This window comes from Vibrio sp. SCSIO 43009 (assembly GCF_023716525.1).
Classification (GTDB): Bacteria; Pseudomonadota; Gammaproteobacteria; order Enterobacterales; family Vibrionaceae; genus Vibrio; species Vibrio alginolyticus.
On sequence record NZ_CP071843.1, the window covers coordinates 1 to 17,314 of the forward strand.

A 17,314-nucleotide genomic window follows, 5' to 3' on the forward strand; every position below is an offset into this window, starting at 1 on the left:
GTCAATTTCTGCTCAATCCCCCATTCTGTCTGCACTCAACCGTAAATCAGAGAAGAAAACTCATGCTTCCGAGAGATTCTAAGGCTTGATCATATTTCCGATTAATGGATCTTATTTTATTTGCGTGTTTACACCGTACTCTGCTCTATTTTTCCATGATCATGCTTTCGGATTTGCTTATTAACACGGAAGCATGATCATAAGCATGCCTTGATCATACTTCCATAGATGTTTCGCTGGAACTGCCCTATTTTGCTCGGAGACATGATCAAGGTGTTCAGATCTTTATTGTTCCGATATTACTTACTATTTATCGTTTAAATTAGGTTGGTCTAACATAACCCGTAATTTAGCTTAATATTATAATCGTTCCGGTAGAAAATTGATTTACATTGTAAATGAGTGACGCTGTAACACTTTTTATTTTTAAGTTTAGGTGTCCACTTATGAGAAGATTATTTGATTAAAAATAGTTATCTTTTTGACCATAAATCATAAAAGCGTCGATTTGGGTGTTTTTTTATGTGATGGTAATTCAAAATGTTCGTGCACCTTTTTGTTGTTTTTGGTCTTTACTGCTGTACAATTGCAATTATAAATCCTTCCAACGGAATTTGGCATGAAAAGAGAAAAAACGATTGAAAACCTTCTTGAGTTAGCGGAGCTGACTCAGCAGGTTCAAGCTGACCGTATTGAAATTGTTTTAGAAGAGCGAAGCGATAACTACTTCCCACCAATGTCGAAAGCGATGATGGAAACCCGTTCTGGTCTAACTCGCCGTAAGCTCGACGACGCGATTGGTAAAATGGAAGCCGCTGGGCATCAATTTACTAAAAACAACGCGAATCATTATTCAATTACGTTAGAAGAAGCACACATGCTCATGGATGCGGCTGAAGTGCCTAAATTTCATGAGCGTAAAAAGAATTCAGGTAACAAACCTTGGATTATTAATGTGCAGAACCAAAAGGGCGGTACAGGTAAATCAATGACCGCGGTTCATTTAGCGGCATGTTTAGCGCTAAATTTGGATAAACGATACCGTATTTGTTTAATCGACTTAGACCCACAAGGCTCGCTACGTTTATTCCTCAACCCGCAAATCAGCATGGCAGAGCATGATAATATCTATTCTGCGGTAGACATTATGTTGGGTAACGTGCCTGATGGTGTGGAAATTGACAGTGAATTTTTACGTAAAAACGTATTGCTGCCAACGCAATATCCGAACTTAAAGTCGATTTCAGCGTTTCCAGAAGACGCGATGTTTAATGCGGAAGCATGGCAAACGCTATCTGAAGACCCATCACTCGATATCGTCCGTCTGCTGAAAGAGCAACTGATTGATAAAATTGCTGATGACTTCGATATCATTATGATTGATACCGGTCCACACGTTGACCCATTAGTATGGAATGCGATGTATGCATCAAATGCCTTGCTAATTCCTTGTGCGGCTAAGCGTCTGGACTGGGCTTCAACAGTAAACTTCTTCCAGCATTTGCCTACGGTATATGAAATGTTCCCGGAGGACTGGAATGGTCTTGAGTTTGTTCGCTTGATGCCAACCATGTTTGAGGACGACAATAAGAAGCAAGTTTCTGTTTTAACTGAAATGAACTATCTTCTAGGTGACCAAGTTATGATGGCTACTATTCCTCGTAGCCGTGCGTTTGAAACCTGTGCCGATACCTACAGCACAGTATTTGATCTGACAGTAAGCGATTTTGAAGGCGGTAAGAAGACACTAGCTACCGCGCAAGACGCTGTTCATAAAAGCGCACTGGAATTAGAGCGTGTCCTGCACTCTAATTGGCCGTCATTGAATCAGGGGTAATAAGTAAATGGCTTTGAAAACGTCTGAATTAAACGCGAAATTATTTGGCAAAACGAATAAGCGTCGTGTTGTGACTCCGCAAGAGGCGCAAACTGCGGCAAAAGAGAAAGCTCAAACGATTGAACTAGCAGTTGCAGGTGAAAATATTGTTCAGTTTGAACTTGTGCGTATTCCTGCAAATAAAGTTGCGACAGAAACAACAGTATTTGTTGATAACGCTCGTGAGCAATCGTTCTTAAACGAACATGCTTTATCTGATGTTTTAGTCACACTCAAAGAGCGTGGCCAACAATATCCAGCAGTGGGTCGTAGAACTGAAGATGGCAAGATTGAAGTTTTAGATGGTAGCCGTCGTCGCATGTCTTGTATCCTCGCTGAACAAGACTTTTTGGTTTATGTTGCTGACAACATTAATACTGACCATGCTAAGTTTTTGTCTGATGTGGCAAATGCTCACAAGCCGCTCTCTTTATATGAAAAAGGGAAAGAGATGCAGGCTAAGCTTGATAGTGGTGAAGCTGAGGATCAGAAAGCATTGGCAAAAATGTTCCAGTGCAGTGAAGCGTTGGTAAGTGGCGCTTTAAAAGCCGCAGCATTACCGTTAGAACTGCTTCAAGCGTATCCGAATGTTGGCGATCTCGGTCGCCCAACAATCGTGAAACTGCACAAACAGTTTTCAACGCTAACGCCAGAGCAGCAGCAAGAGCTGTTAGATAAATGTCGCTCTAGCGAAGGGTTTTTATGGCAGCGAAGCACTGCTCAAGGCGTTGCTCGTCTGACAAAAGAAGTCACGGAAAGCATCGAAAATTGGATTACTGAACTTGCACCAGCAAAACCTGGTAAGAAGACGGAAAAAGTCGACTTAGTTAAAGGTCGAGCAAGCTATAGCCGAAAAGGTAGCAGCCTGGCGTTGAACTTGAAGAAAGTTGAGGACAGCTTAATGGAAGAGATTCTTGCGTTTGTACAAACCAAACTGCAATAACAAATGATGATTGAATCAACCGCCTCCGGGCGGTTTTTTTATATCTGAGAAGCGTCAAATTAAAGATGTGATACCATTGCGTCAGTTCAACGTTGGATAGACAAAATGCAGACACAATCTGATTTCCTTTCATCACTTCAACATCAAGCTCACCAATCTTTCCAAAGGATTGGTGTTGTCATTCAAGGGGAGGCTTCTTGGCAAAATGCGTTGATGTCAGAGTTCCATAAAACGCAGCGCCATCAACGTTGGTTTTCTGTTGGTGATTTTGGTTTGAAAAACGTATCCAGTGTTTCGTCTAAACAAGGGCACATATTGCTAGGCAGAGAGTGTGACGTTCTATTGTTTGATGCTCGAAATGGCTTTGACGCCAATAGTTTTACCGCCGCGCTTGGCTCATTGGTTGGCGGCGGTTTTCTTATTGTCATTACTGAGCTGCGACAAAATGCGAATTTTGCTCAGCAATGGATGCACAAACAATGGGAGAAGCTCGTTGTTATTGAGCAAGACAAACCATTGCCAACGGCTCCAGACATCAAGCAAGCAGAAAAAGAAAGCCACTACACGGAACAAGAACATGCCATTTCTCTAATTGAAAAGGTGGTGACAGGACATCGAAAGCGACCATTAATTTTGACCGCTGATCGTGGACGTGGAAAAACAAGTGCCCTCGGAATTGCGTGTGCGAACTTATTACAGCAGAAGCCGCTTAGAATCTTAATTACGGCACCATCTATAAAAGCCGTTGAGCCTGTTTACCAACATGCTTTACGTTTACTCCCTAGCGCACAGCGTATTAAGAAGGACAGATTAGAATCAGGGCAGGGAGCCATTCAATTTATTGCTCCAGATGAACTATTATTGAGTCGACCTGAATGTGATTTGTTACTTGTCGATGAAGCGGCTGCAATTCCAGTTCCTATGCTCAAAAGCATTACCGAACATTATCATCGACTCGTTTTTTCTACGACTATTCACGGTTATGAAGGTTGTGGCCGGGGCTTTACGATTAAATTTGTTGATTGGCTTCAGAAACAGCGTTCGGGAATGAAAACATGGCACATGACACAGCCCATCCGCTGGAGCATGAATGATGCGCTTGAATCATGGCTCTATGACGCGTTTTTGTTGGATGCGGAGTTAACGCACCATCAACTTAAACAGGTCGACTCAATTTCCCTTTCTAAAGCCGATAAGAAAAATTTGATATCGCAGCCTAGTTTGCTGCGTGAGTGCTTCGCTCTTTTGGTGAATGCTCATTATCAGACCTCGCCGAATGATTTGATTCACCTTTTGCAAGACGACAACAGTCAGCTCTATTTTGCTAAGCAAGATAATGCGGTTGTGGGGGTAATATTAGCGGTCGAAGAGGGTGGGCTTGACGCTGAATTGGTTGAAGAAATTCAGCTTGGTAAGCGTCGTCCTAAAGGACACTTAGCCCCAGTTACGATTGCAAACCACCTAGGATTTCCGAATGTCGCGAATCTATCGACGCTGCGAGTCATGAGAATTGCTGTTCATCCGGAATTGCAAGGAAGAGGCATCGGTCAAAAAATGCTGCAGCAACTTGATCAAATGGCGGCTAAACACATTGCTTACTTATCCACGAGTTTCGGTGCGACGGAAGAGTTGGTCCATTTCTGGCTACAATCGAACTTCCGTGCAATTCGTTTAGGGTCAATGCGCGATGCTGCTAGCGGTTGTTATTCAGTCTTGATGGTCAAACCTTGTGATTCCCAACAGACGGCTTGGGTCGACCAATCTCAGGCGCTATTTGAAGAAATGTTGTCTAACAATGTGGCTGACGTCTATCCAAAATTAGAAGCCTCTATTTTTCGAGCTCTATTACCGCAACCTTTGGGAATGAGTCCACTTCATCCCGCTAAGTTATTACTAATTGAATGCTATGCTGATGGTGGTAACAGTTATGAGTCCGTGTCTGCTTGGCTTCAGCAGTGGTTACTTAACTTAGGTTTGAACTCCGCTTCCGACTTGATGATCAGTAAGCTTTTTCTTAACCGTAGTTGGACTGAATGTGCTCAGCAATTTGGTTTACCTGGAAGAAGGCAAGTTGAGCAGCAGTTAAGGGACGAAGTAAGACACATTTGGAACGATTTACACTGTAAACACTAAAGGGAAATTTACACTGTAAATGAAATTATTAGGAGCTGATTTTACACTGTAAATCCAGCTCCTTTTTATTTCGGCGTGTATTTTGATTGAGCTTTAGGTTAAATCGAAATGCTCTCTTAATATCTGTTTAACCGTTATTGATGGATTACTTTCTTTAGTGACGTGAGCCCTATAATAAGAAATGCGAGGTTTGTTCAGAAAACGGATTTGGGTAGACTGAAAGTGTTGATGGGAAGCAAAGTGGTAAGGGTATGTGGAAGCTGTGTCTTGAGTTATCTGAAGATAAGACCAAGGTGATAGCCCGTCTTCCGAGTGAAGTGGACCTCGGTGGTGAGCTAAATCAAAATGAATTAAACGAGCAGCTCGTCGCAATGAACGCTGAAAAGATGTTTGTTGTTGAGGGGGAAGTCGTGAGATTCATTAACTGCGCCAAAGAACGTAAAGCCGAGGCCTACGAAGGCATCGTCATTGCGGAAAAACGCAACGCGCAAGTTGAGGTTGAATTATCGAATAATGACATGCTCGCCAGTATGAACGTTGTCGGCGCGTACGGAGGCCGAGGTTTACGTGGCCCCGAGATTGTTCAAGCCCTTGCTCAAGCGCGAGTTTCGAAAGGCATCAACAAACTGGCTTTGAAGAAAGTGTTGGTTGTCAGCACTCAGCTCAAACCCGGCGAAACTTTTTCTCAACCTGTAGCGGTTGGTAAGCAACCTATCAAAGGCAAAGACGCTCTTTTTACTCCTCTTGTTAAAGACATCACCAAACGCATCCTCAAACCCAAAGACGGCCAATCTGCTAGCGACAAAATTGATTTACGTAACCTCGGTGAAACTATCGCGGTTGACGTAGGCGATGAGGTGATGCGCCGCACGCCTGCGACCAAAGGTACGCCTGGTTTTACTGTTCAAGGGCGAGTGATTCCTCCACAAGCCGGAAAAGACAGCCCAATGAAGCCAGGCAAGGGCACCGAGATAAGCAAGCAAGACCCAAACCTATTGATTGCATCGGTATCCGGTACGCCTCTGATTAAAGACAAAACCATCGAAGTTGATAACGCACTCTGTCTCAATAGCGTTGGCGTGAATACAGGCCACGTGAAATTCAAAGGGAATGTGATTATCGGTGGCAACATTGAATCTGGCATGATTGTTAAAGCGACGGGTTCTATTACTGTAGGCGGCTTCATTGAATCGGCTGACGTACAAGCGCAAGACGACATCCAAGTTGGTAAAGGGATCATTGGCCACACCGTGAGTGATGGCCAGCCAAAGAGTTGTCACGTCAAAGCCAAAGGTTCGATTCGTGCCAGCTACGCCCAATATTGTGATTTGCAAGCCGGAGAAAATATTGAGTTGGCGGTGCACAGCATGAATAACGATATTGTTTGTGGGCGCAATCTGACGGTGCTAGATGCGAACGGTAGGAACGGCACGCTCAGCGGCGGAGATGCCAAAGTCGGTGGCAAAGTGGTGTGCTTACAATTGGGCGTAGAAGGCGACACCGCCACTAAGGTAGAAGCGTTCGCACGCTATTCTGCATTTAAGGAGCGATTAGCTGAGCTTAAAGAACAATACAAACGCGCTCAAGAAGGCACGATGGATGTGATTCGTAAAGAGCTCGAATTTAAGAAACGTCCTAAAGCCGAACGTACCGACGAAGAACAAGCTCAGATTGACGTGATGAAAACACAAAACAACGAGCAGCTTGAAGCGATAAAGCAAAAGCTAGAACAAACGGAACATGACTTTGAAGTCGCGTTAGAAGAAAATATTGTCGAAGCCAAAGAGCGTGTATTCACTCGCGTGACGGTGCAGTTTGGCGACGAACAAGTAACGACAAAGCGCACTCATGGCGGTTGTTCGTTCCGTTTCAATCAATACGAAATTAAAGTCTCGGCGAACTTGGAAGAAGAGGACGTCGCTGCGGTTTAAGCTTTCTTACTCACTGAGCCCACACGTCGCAACAAGATGTGTGGGCTTTTTTTATCTACAAATCGACAATGTGCTCTTGATAGTAGTCCGCAAGCGCACCCACTTGGCTGCTACACATTACTTTCATTGCTTGTTTAATGTGTTCTATTGGCCAGTTCCACCATTGGATATTGAGTAGAGTTTCAATCTCTTTATCGCTGAATCGTTGACGTACGACTTGGTTGTTTCCAACCACCACAGAATAAGGTTGCACGTCTTTCGTCACTACGGCGCGTGCTCCGACGACGGCTCCATCGCCGATGTTTACTCCGGGCATGATCATCGCCTCACTGCCAATCCAAACATCATTTCCCACCACTGTGTTTCCGGCACGCTCGAAACCGTCTTGTACGCCTTCTCCAAATTCTTCAGGAGAGAAGGGGAAGGTCGAAATCCAGTCAATGCGATGACCTTGGTTTCCTGCCATCATGAAGGTGGCTCCAGAAGCGATGGAACAAAACTTGCCAATGATTAATTTGTCGATGCTATCGGGTTCTCTACTTTGCCATTCTTGAAGTGTGACGGGGTCACCCAACAAGTAGCGTACCGCTTGCTCTTCGAAGCTTTTTTGATGATAGAAGCCCGAGTAATAGCTGTAATCGCCAACGATGATATTGGTATTAGTGATGTGATCTTTAATGACTTGACCTTTTAACCACGTGTCGAAAACACTCATAACTCATCCTTTCAAATTTAGGTTGTACAGAGTTTAGAGGCTTTCTATTATTTCCAGTAGTTTGATTTTAGAGATTCAGAATTACTGTATGGAAATAAAATGGCTCAGCTACGTACCACTTTACGTCGCTTTGTGCGAGGAGCGAAGTATTGCTGGCGCAGCAAAGCGCCTGAATTGTTCGAATGCGCATGTAAGTCGGCAACTTAAACAGCTTGAAGACATATTGTCGGTGCAGCTTATTCAGCGAACTACGCGCCAGTTTAATTTGACCTACGATGGTTTGCGGTTTTATCAGCAGGTAAAGCAACTGCTCGAAGGCGCTGAGCAGATCAATGAGCAAGTCATGGCAAACGAGATCGTATCGGGAAAATTGAGAATAGCGGCGTCTGCTTCTTTCGGAGCCGCGTTACTCAGCCAAACATTGATCGAGTTTCGATTGCAACATCCACAAGTGAGCGTCGAAGTGATCTTCACAGAGACACCTCTCGACTTGATTGAGGCTGGGTTTGATATCGCATTCTACTTTACCGATACTCCTCCAGAGGGATACGTCGGCCATCAGCTACGCACTTTACACTGTAAACCGATCGCTCATCGCTCGTATTTAGCTGATAAACCAAATGTAAGTACGCCAGAGGAGCTTGGTGACTTAGAGCACATCCTTTATAAAAGTCGCGACTTGGTGTTAGATAAGTGGACGTTTACGCATAAGCAAACTCAACAGCAGTGCAGCATTGAGTTAGAAAGTACGCTGAGTTTTAATCTTGTCCAGTCCATGTTGGATGCTACTTTGGCTGGCTGTGGTGTAGCCATGTTAGATGAATTTGCACTGGCTAAACTCGACCCTGCACAAAAAGAAAAACTCGTGAGTTTGCTTCCAGAATGGCAAACGGATGCGATTTTGCCGCTTTATCTGCTTTACCCAAAACGTGAGCACTTACCAAGAAGAACGCGAGCGTTCATTGATCACTTTAGGAACATATATTCTGTCGGAGAATAGCGACAACAAACTTAGCAACAATTGAGGAAGTAAAGGAATGCGAAAACACTGTATTGCGATTGGCGGTGGGGGCTGGATGATGGGAGAGAATCCGAGCCCGCTCGATCAATACATTTTGTCTTTGTCTGGTAAGGAGAATCCAAACATTTGTTTTATACCTACAGCCACGGGAGATGCCGATGAAGTGATTGAACGTTTTTACGATGCGAAGCTTAGTGAAAACGTGACCCATTTTCCGCTGTTTAAGTTTGAAGCTGGTTGGAAAGAAACGCTATTTGAACAAGACATCATTTACGTAGGTGGCGGTAATACGCGTTCGATGTTGGCCATTTGGCGCGAATGGGGAATCGATAGAATACTCAAGCAGTGTTATGAACAAGGCATCATCATTTGTGGCATGAGCGCAGGTGCAATTTGTTGGTTTGAGTTTGCGGTGACAGACAGTGATCCCGAAGCATACCAAGTTATGCGTTGTCTTGGATTTATTGACGGTTTGGCTGCGGCGCATTTTTCTCATGTAGGTGAGAAGTTCGAGGTTTTCCAAGCCTTTGCTCGTTCTCAACCGAGCATCACTTGTTATGGCATTCACGATTATGCGGCATTGCACTTTGTTGATGGAAAATTGTTAGCTACTGTCACCAGCTTTCCTGATGCCGGTGTGTTGGTCAAAACAGGTAACGAAGAAAACATATTACGAGGGTGAGCTTCTTCAAATCAGCATTAAAGGCAATAACTACTGACCGGACACAGAAGAAGCTCATGGATTCAGCTAACTTACATTAAGTATCGTGCTTACAGCTCGTAACGCAGACCTAAGTGGTAGTAGCTTTCGTCTGCGTGCGCACCGCCAAACGAGACTTCTTGTCCATTGCTGTAGCCACGCGAGCCGTTACGATCAACGTAGTTTGTGTAGATAGAAGAACGAGGCGTCAGTTTGTATTGCACTTCTAGCGTTGTATCTTTCAGCTCTAGCTCGTCACCATCACTATTTTCTAAAGAACGATAACCAGCACGCAGTGCCCATTTGTCATTTACACTGTAAACCGCCGTCAACTCCATCACTTTGTCGGTGCTGGTTTGTGAGTAATAGCCCTCTAGTTCATCTTCCGAGTACAACGCACCCAACATCAAATCACCTAAGTAGTAACGCGTACCAGCGCCCCAGAATGTGTAATCGGTGTCGTTGTTTTCACGTGCATCACCTTTATTTTTCTGCATCGCTATCACTGGTGCCAAGGTACCCAAATTCCCCATGTCTAGCGTATAACGCAGTGCAGCGTTGTAACCGTAGTCGAGCTCAGAAGTGTTGTTTCCTAAAATGTACGCGACAGAAAAATCGACATTACCTAGGTTGTTTTGGTATTGCAGCGTGCCATCTTGACGGAAAACTTGCGTCGCGGTTTTGTCGACTTTATTCGCTTGGCGCGCCATAGAAACATCGGAAGAAGCGAATACATCACCAATGTCGGTAAACATAATCAATCCAGATGCCACGCGACCACCTGTAATGCGACCATAATCTTTCGCATCAATACCCGTCCATACATAACGTGCGGTCAGAGACGGTTTGTCGTTTACTTGGTTTGCGTATTCAGCGGCACCCACTTGGTATTGCGCTTGGCCGATGATCGACGCGTACTCGTTGATGGTTTGTGAACCGTTTAAACCAATACGGCCATCAAACTCGCCATTTGCATCGCCGTGCTCATCATTTTTACTGGTGACATTGAAACCAAGACGAGAGTAAATATTTAAAACTGACCCATCTTCCGCTTGATACAGCTGCGCTGCCATTGCGTTTGATGCCATCAATGTTGGGAGAAGTAGAGTCAAAATGTGCTTTTTCATGATTAACGACCTTTCATTTCTATTGTTTTAGGTACGACAAAGCCCCTTCCGAGTAACGGAATAAGAAAAATTGTCGTGAAGTAGAGAGAGGGTGCGCCCTTGTTTGCCAAGGACGCGAGCTAGTCCATTCCTATAGGGGAAGAATGATTTAGCTTAAATCGACGTCTTTGCAGCCAAAGAAGTAAGTCGCGAGGAAGCCGACGATGTAAGAGATAAGCAGGCCAGCAACAAACACCATCATTCCCGGGAAGATGCCATTTTCTGATGTCATGAGAGGAATCGCCACGATACCGGACGGGCCAAACACCGTATTAAGACCAACTGGTAAGCCAAGGTAAGAAACTAAACCGATAAAGAAGCCGCCCGCAGCGCCGCCAATACAAGCGGTAACGAATGGTTTTACGCGTGGTAATGTCACGCCGTAAATCAATGGTTCGCCAATGCCTAGAAGGCCAGGAATAATAGCGCCTTTAACTTGAGTGCGCAGTAGAGCGTCTTTTTTGGCTTTGAAATACAGCGCCATTGACGCGCCAACCTGACCTCCACCAGCCATCGCCAGGATAGGGAATAGCGAGTTAAAGCCCTGTGCTTCCATCAATGCAAAGTACACTGGAACAAAACCCTGGTGGATGCCAAATACCACAGAAATTAAGAACAAACCTGCCAAGATTGCAGCGCCTAATGGGTTATCGTTCAAGTTGAGGAACAACCAAGACATCCCTTTAAACAGCTCGCCGCCGATTGGCATGATGATCAAGAAGGTTACCGCACCCATGATCAACAGAGTGATAACGGACGTTAAGATCATGTCCAGATCATCTGGCATGTGTTGACGAACCTTACGCTCGACTTGCGCACCGATGATCGCCGCCAAAAGTACGCCGATAATGTTGCCGCGCGGATCAATCGCAAAGCCGAAAAACTCGTTCATGCCAGAGTAAATGCCGGATGTCGCCTCTGGGTTGTAACCCAGCACAAACAAAGAGGCGAGAATGGCACCATTAACACCAGAGCCGCCAAATGCTTGCTGCGCGTTGTAACCAATCAGAATACTTAGGAAAGCAAACAGACCCTTACCAAAGACTTTCATGTAGGCGATCAAATCCAACATAAACTGGCTTGGTGTCTGGTCGAGAACAAACATCTGTTCCAATAACGTCGCAAAACCTAGCAACAAACCAGCGGCAATAAAGCCTGGGATCAACGGCGTAAAGATAGTGGCAAACTTGCTTAAAAAACGCTGAACCGCACTGGTTTGTTTGCTCTTCATCTGTTTTTTCTGCTCGGCCGCGACGGCAGAAAGATCTTGTTGCGGCTTATCTGGTTCTTCACTATCACCAGAGGTTAAGCTGTCGATCAATTGATTCATCATCTCAGCTGCTTGTTGAGCTTTTCCGGGACCGAGAATGATCTGAAACTGCTCATCGCTTTCCACCACACCCATTACGCCGGGAATTTGCTTGATAACTGATTGATCAGCCAAGTCATTGTTGGCGAGCGATAAACGCAAACGCGTCATACAGTTACCACATTTGCTTACGTTGCTACTGCCACCTACTGCGGACAGCAACTGCGATACTGTGTTTGAAGTTATTTTTGCCATAGGGTCTATCCTTCAGAACTCGGATTATTTAGTTATTATTTAGTGCTGCGCGAATAAAGCCGTTGTGCGCGGCGAGGCGTGATTTGGCTTGTTCGGCATCCAAATCGGCCAAAATCATTAAGATGGCGGTTTTGCAGTGGCGACCGCAGGCATTTAATGCTCGCTCTGCTTCTTCTTTTGATGCGTCGGTTGCTTCCACAACAATGTTGGTTTGGCGTTGGATGAGCTTGGCGTTAGTGGCTTCTACATCCACCATTAAGTTGCCAAATACCTTACCGCTACGAATCATTGCGCCTGTCGTGAGCATGTTTAGCACCAGTTTTTGTGCGGTGCCGGCTTTCATGCGAGAAGATCCAGTGACAACCTCTGCGCCAACTATCGGCAGAATCGCGATGTCGGCCGCTTCTGCCATGGCACATTCTGGATTACAGGCGATAGATGCGGTCGTGGCTCCGATGGATTTAGCGTAGTCCAAACCACCTAGTACATAAGGTGTACGGCCACTCGCTGCAATGCCTACAACCACGTCATGCTTGGTGAGGTGAAGTGCTTTTAAGTCGTCTTGACCCATTTTCGCGTTGTCTTCTGCGTTTTCTACCGCTTTTAAAATCGCTTGATGTCCACCAGCAATTAAGCCAATCACCATATCTGGATGCGTGCCGTAGGTAGGAGGACACTCGCTTGCATCAAGAATGCCTAAGCGACCTGACGTACCAGCTCCCATGTAAATTAAACGGCCACCATTTGCAAAAGCTTGGGTAATTGCGTCAACTGTCTCTGCAATTTGTGGTAGCACCGCTTTTACCGCGAGCGGGACTTTTTGATCCTCTTCATTAATGACTTGCAGCATCTCGATGGTCGAAAGCGTATCGATCTCGGCACTGGCTGGGTTACGGCTTTCTGTCACCAATCTGCTTAAATCAATCTTCATGTTTTGCACTCTTCGTAATGTTCAATCTGAGGGCGATTTTATGGAATAAAATATTCAGGTTTGGTGATAAAAATCACACTTGAGGTTATTCTTTATGCAGGAGAAATTTGGAATAATGAGAGAAAATATACGTCTATTACATCCGGGATTAACTGTCTTGGTTAGAATAATCAGGGGGTTAAATCAAACGCCTATTATTTCTGTTTTGGAATAATTTATTTAAAATTTTTGAGGTTTTTGTTGTGTCAGTTATCAATAGGATAGTCGCGAGGCGTACTCAGCTTTCGCAAAGTGGTCGTTTGGTTGGCGATTGGATTGTTGAAAACGCAGAAAAGGCGGCGCTGCTCACTAGCCAAGAACTTGCGGCGCAAGTAAAAGTGAGTCAATCGAGCATTGTGAAATTTACTCAGCGTATCGGCTTTAAAGGTTACAGCGAGTTTAAATTAGCTCTGAATGAAGAGATTGGCCGTAAGCATGCGATGCAGTCGACACCGCTGCACAGTGATATTTTGGCTGACGACCCCATTGCGGTTATTTCACAGAAACTGGTGAAAGCGAAAACCGACGCTATGTTTCAAACCACCAATACGCTGTCTTACGAAGCGTGTCACCAAGCGGTGAAATGGTTGAGTGAAGCGCGTCGAGTGCAAGTGGTCGGGATTGGGGGCTCTGCACTGACCGCGAAGGATTTAAGCTTTAAACTGCTTAAACTTGGTATTACGGCGCTTTCTGAACAAGACAGCCACGTGCAGATTGCTGTTGCCCGCACGCTCTCTCCAGAAGATGTTCAGATCGCAATCTCGTTTTCGGGTGAGCGCAAAGAAATTCTCGTCGCGGCAGAAGCGGCAAAAGAGCAGGGCGCGAAGGTGATTGCGTTATCTGCGCCTGGAAGAAGTCGCTTGCGCGGTATTGCCGATATTACGTTTGATACGATTGCCAATGAAACGGAACATCGCAGCTCATCCATTGCTTCGCGTACCGCGCAAAACGTGATCACCGATTTGCTGTTTATCATCTTGGTTCAGCAAAGAGACGACAGTGCCCGTCAGTTGATCAGCGATATCAGTACCGACATCAAACAGATCCTCACATGATCGCTTGTTTAACAGCGGACTAGAGATCCGGATCGTGCCTCAGCAAAGCAATAAAAGCAGAGAGATGTTTTTCAATGGTGAGATCGGCAGAAATCGCTGGTAACTCCAACGTGATGCAAGGTAAATCACGTTCACTACACCAAGTGCCGAATGAGCCGGGTGTTTCGTAGTCGACATCGTCAACGATTGGCAGTTGAAACTGCTCGCCGAGCCATTTGGCAAGGTCGGAATGTTTGGGATCATCCACAAACGCAAGCGGTTCATGAAACGACACCACAAACTTTGGCTTGCGCAGTTCAATCAAGTTAATTAATGCGCTAACTTCAGGCTCTAGTTGGTTTTTAGTGCCAGTTTTCACCTGTACGTCTCGAACGGGTGTGTGAGAGCTCCATCGATACACTGTGCCATGCTCAGTCCAATTTTGGGTTGGAAACGCGCGATTGAGATCCACTTGGTTTGCATTTGCGCGTGTGCCTAGTTGGTTGCCGTCCGGATTCATTGACAGAATCACATCATGTCGTAAGTTATCAGCAGGCAAGCTTCTTAGCGCGCAGGACAAACCTGCAATCGAGGCCGTCTCGTCCCCGTGAGTGCCTGCCAAAATCAAACCTCGCGAAGCACTTTCGACTTGAGCCGGAAAATACAGTAATGGCGCACCAAGCACGGATTGACCGTATGATGTTGGCCGAATTAAAAATGCCGCTCTTTCCGTTCTTGGAATTAGACTCACCGTAATCTCCTGATTGATGAAGTAGTATCAATATCTAAGCTAATTACACCTAGCTAAACTGAACCGTTTAAACTCGTCAACGGTTGAAATGTTAATTGTGGCACTTGCTTCACAAGACGCGTTAGGAGAACGAAAAAAGATATGGATTTTAAAAAACATTCAACGGCGTTGCTGATTTCCTCTTTATTCACCCCTTTTCTTGCTACATCAGTTGCTGCGGAGACCTTACCTAAAGGCATTCAACTTGCCGCAGAACAGCATTTAGTACGTGCGAATGACGCAGAGGCGGCGACGCTTGACCCAGCGAAAGCCGAAGGTCTGCCAGAAATGCATGTGATTCGTGACTTATTTGAAGGGCTTGTGATTCAAGATCGTGACGGAAACATTATTCCCGGTGTGGCAGAATCATGGGAAACCAACGACAACCAAACCTTTACTTTTCACTTGCGCAAAGACGCGAAATGGTCGAATGGCGAGCCTGTGACAGCGGATGATTTTGTCTATTCACTGCGCCGAGCGGTAGATCCGAAAACCGCTTCTCCAAATGTTTGGTATCTCAAACTCACCAAGATCAAAAACATCGCCGATGTAGCAGAGGGCAAAAAGCCTTTGGACGATCTCGGTATCAAGGCAGTGGATAAATACACCCTACGTTTTGAGTTGGACAGTCAAGTGCCGTACTTTGTTGCTATGACTGGGCACACGTCCATGATGCCAGTGCATCAAGCGACAGTGGAAAACCGCGACAAGCCGTGGAGCGATCCAGACCAATTTGTTAGCAACGGTGCATTCACATTGGATAAGTGGGTCGTGAATGAGCGCATTGAACTGGTTAAGAGTCCAAGTTACTGGGACAGCGCAGATACGCATCTAAACAGAGTGACTTACATTCCGTTTGAAAACCAAAACGCGTCTATCAATCGCTATGCGGCAGGAGAGCTGGATGTCACGTCAGATGTGCCGACTCATATGGCGCAGAAGCTTAAACAAGATTACAAGCAGGCTTACACGGTGGTGCCATTATTGTGTACGTATTACTACGCGTTCAATACCACTCGTCCGCCATTTGATGATGTGCGAGTGCGTCAAGCGGTGTCGTACTCCATCATGCGCGATGTGATTACGAATGGTGTCACGCAAGTGGGTAACCTTCCTGCTTATACTTTTGCGCATCAGTACACCGCAGGGTTTGATGCGACGCCGCCTGAATACAGTAAGTGGAGTCAGCAACAACGTGACGAGAAAGCGCGTCAGTTGTTAAAAGAAGCGGGTTACAGCCAAGACAAGCCGCTCGATTTTAAATTGCTGTACAACACCAGTGAGGCAAACAAATCGATCGCGGTTGCGATAGCGTCGATGCTACAAAAAAATCTCGGTGCACACGTGGAGTTAGAAAACCAAGAGTGGAAGTCGTACTTAGTGGCGCGTAAACAAGGCAATTTCGATGTGATGCGCGCTTCCTGGTGTGGTGATTACAATGAAGCGTCTACTTTCCTGAGCTTACTTCGCTCAGGTTCTTCGGGTAACTTTGCACGTTACAGCAGTGAAGCGTACGACAACGCGATGAACAGTGCATTGGCTGCAACCAATGAGAAAGCACGCCAAGGATTTTACGACCAAGCTGAACAGTTGCTGGCGACAGATATGCCTATCGCGCCAATCTATTACTACATGCAAGCACGTTTGGTTCGTCCTACGGTTGGCGGTTTTGCCAAGAACAACGTAGAAGGTCGTATCTACTCGAAAGACCTCTACATCAAGAAGTAGCGCTCAAAACAAGCGATAAATATGAAGCCCCGAAGATGTATCTTACGGGGCTTCTTTTTATTGTTAGCGAGTGGATAGCTTATTCACGAGCATAGCGACTCGTTTGCCAAGATACTCCGCCGTTGCAACATCAGAAGCATGCAACTGACCACCTTCACCACCTTGTGCAACAATACCACCTTGTACACCATAACGATTCAGGTTTTGCTCCCCAGAATTGCTGATCTTATCCAACCCGATCCACATCATGCCGTGTTGGTTAGCGAGCGTTTGTAGATATTGTAATGTGCAAGATTGGTCGCCATTCATTGCCCCACCACTGGTAAAGCCAGCCGCGATTTTGCTCGCCCATTTTTGGTAATACCAAGATTCACTGCTTGCATCTGCAAATGCTTTAAACTGCGCTGCTACACCGCCCATATAGGTCGGTGAGCCAAAGATAATCGCATCACACTCAGCAAGTTCATCCATTAGTTTAGGGTTCACAAAACGTCCCTCAATAATCTCATTGCCTTCAATTCGGTGAGAGAGGATTTCACAGTCATCTTGCTGCTTAATGCCTTGTTGTTCAACGCCTGCGGCAATCGCGCGAGCAAGCTGACCAGTAACGTCGGTTTTAGAGAAATAAATAATCGCAATTTTGGACACAATGGTTCCTTTTTTCATTGTTGATTTTTAATCGTGCGACTAAGGCTAAAACCTCAAGTTAAGTTGAGGTCAACACTAAAACTTAAAAAGAAGTG

The 17,314-nt window shown here is 45.5% G+C and carries 14 protein-coding genes; 8 read left to right on the forward strand and 6 right to left on the reverse strand.

The window, feature by feature from the left end:
- Window positions 1-619 precede the first annotated feature (619 nt).
- From J4N43_RS15745 to J4N43_RS15760, 4 genes are all read left to right on the forward strand, one after another.
- Window positions 620-1,837: an AAA family ATPase gene (locus tag J4N43_RS15745; RefSeq protein ID WP_005374503.1), complete on the forward strand. Its 1,218-nt coding sequence runs from the start codon at window positions 620-622 to the stop codon at window positions 1,835-1,837.
- A gap of 7 nt (window positions 1,838-1,844) precedes the next feature.
- Window positions 1,845-2,819, forward strand: coding sequence for a ParB/RepB/Spo0J family partition protein (locus J4N43_RS15750; protein ID WP_158159432.1), 975 nt, complete (start codon window positions 1,845-1,847; stop codon window positions 2,817-2,819).
- Window positions 2,820-2,924: 105 nt separating this feature from the next.
- The gene (locus tag J4N43_RS15755; protein WP_158159431.1) at window positions 2,925-4,952 is read left to right on the forward strand and encodes a tRNA(Met) cytidine acetyltransferase TmcA; all 2,028 of its coding nucleotides are present in this window, start codon (window positions 2,925-2,927) and stop codon (window positions 4,950-4,952) included.
- Between the two features lie 251 nt (window positions 4,953-5,203).
- The gene (locus J4N43_RS15760; RefSeq protein ID WP_158159430.1) at window positions 5,204-6,883 is read left to right on the forward strand and encodes a flagellar assembly protein A; all 1,680 of its coding nucleotides are present in this window, start codon (window positions 5,204-5,206) and stop codon (window positions 6,881-6,883) included.
- 55 nt (window positions 6,884-6,938) lie between these two features.
- On the opposite strand, the gene catC is transcribed toward J4N43_RS15760, so the two are convergent.
- Complete coding sequence (gene catC / locus J4N43_RS15765; protein ID WP_054575282.1) at window positions 6,939-7,598, reverse strand: type C chloramphenicol O-acetyltransferase; 660 nt, start codon at window positions 7,596-7,598, stop codon at window positions 6,939-6,941.
- A gap of 88 nt (window positions 7,599-7,686) precedes the next feature.
- Between catC and J4N43_RS15770 the strand changes: the two genes are divergently transcribed.
- A complete protein-coding gene (locus tag J4N43_RS15770; RefSeq protein WP_017635661.1) occupies window positions 7,687-8,598 on the forward strand; it encodes a LysR family transcriptional regulator in 912 nt (303 codons plus the stop codon).
- A 37-nt stretch (window positions 8,599-8,635) separates the two neighbouring features.
- Window positions 8,636-9,301, forward strand: a complete 666-nt coding sequence (locus J4N43_RS15775) for a Type 1 glutamine amidotransferase-like domain-containing protein (protein WP_054700563.1) — start codon at window positions 8,636-8,638, stop codon at window positions 9,299-9,301.
- A gap of 89 nt (window positions 9,302-9,390) precedes the next feature.
- Here the strand turns inward: J4N43_RS15775 and J4N43_RS15780 are convergent, their stop codons facing one another.
- The 3 genes from J4N43_RS15780 to murQ form a co-directional block, all read right to left on the reverse strand.
- Window positions 9,391-10,446 carry a porin gene (locus tag J4N43_RS15780; protein WP_158159429.1) on the reverse strand — a complete coding sequence of 352 codons (1,056 nt, stop codon included), beginning with the start codon at window positions 10,444-10,446 and terminating at the stop codon, window positions 9,391-9,393.
- Between the two features lie 148 nt (window positions 10,447-10,594).
- On the reverse strand, window positions 10,595-12,049 hold the full coding sequence (murP, locus tag J4N43_RS15785; RefSeq protein WP_252094183.1) for a PTS N-acetylmuramic acid transporter subunit IIBC: 1,455 nt from the start codon (window positions 12,047-12,049) through the stop codon (window positions 10,595-10,597).
- Between the two features lie 28 nt (window positions 12,050-12,077).
- The gene (murQ, locus tag J4N43_RS15790) at window positions 12,078-12,980 is read right to left on the reverse strand and encodes an N-acetylmuramic acid 6-phosphate etherase (RefSeq protein ID WP_017635657.1); all 903 of its coding nucleotides are present in this window, start codon (window positions 12,978-12,980) and stop codon (window positions 12,078-12,080) included.
- Window positions 12,981-13,222: 242 nt separating this feature from the next.
- Here murQ and J4N43_RS15795 point away from each other — a divergent pair, with 242 nt between their 5' ends.
- Window positions 13,223-14,074: an SIS domain-containing protein gene (locus tag J4N43_RS15795; RefSeq protein WP_005383578.1), complete on the forward strand. Its 852-nt coding sequence runs from the start codon at window positions 13,223-13,225 to the stop codon at window positions 14,072-14,074.
- Between the two features lie 19 nt (window positions 14,075-14,093).
- Here J4N43_RS15795 and mpaA read toward each other — a convergent pair whose 3' ends face one another.
- On the reverse strand, window positions 14,094-14,804 hold the full coding sequence (gene mpaA / locus J4N43_RS15800; protein WP_053350131.1) for a murein tripeptide amidase MpaA: 711 nt from the start codon (window positions 14,802-14,804) through the stop codon (window positions 14,094-14,096).
- Window positions 14,805-14,945: 141 nt separating this feature from the next.
- On the opposite strand from mpaA, the gene J4N43_RS15805 reads away from it, so the two are divergent.
- The gene (locus J4N43_RS15805; RefSeq protein ID WP_053350132.1) at window positions 14,946-16,571 is read left to right on the forward strand and encodes an ABC transporter substrate-binding protein; all 1,626 of its coding nucleotides are present in this window, start codon (window positions 14,946-14,948) and stop codon (window positions 16,569-16,571) included.
- A 63-nt stretch (window positions 16,572-16,634) separates the two neighbouring features.
- Here J4N43_RS15805 and J4N43_RS15810 read toward each other — a convergent pair whose 3' ends face one another.
- Window positions 16,635-17,219, reverse strand: coding sequence for a flavodoxin family protein (locus J4N43_RS15810; protein ID WP_053350133.1), 585 nt, complete (start codon window positions 17,217-17,219; stop codon window positions 16,635-16,637).
- Window positions 17,220-17,314: the final 95 nt, after the last annotated feature.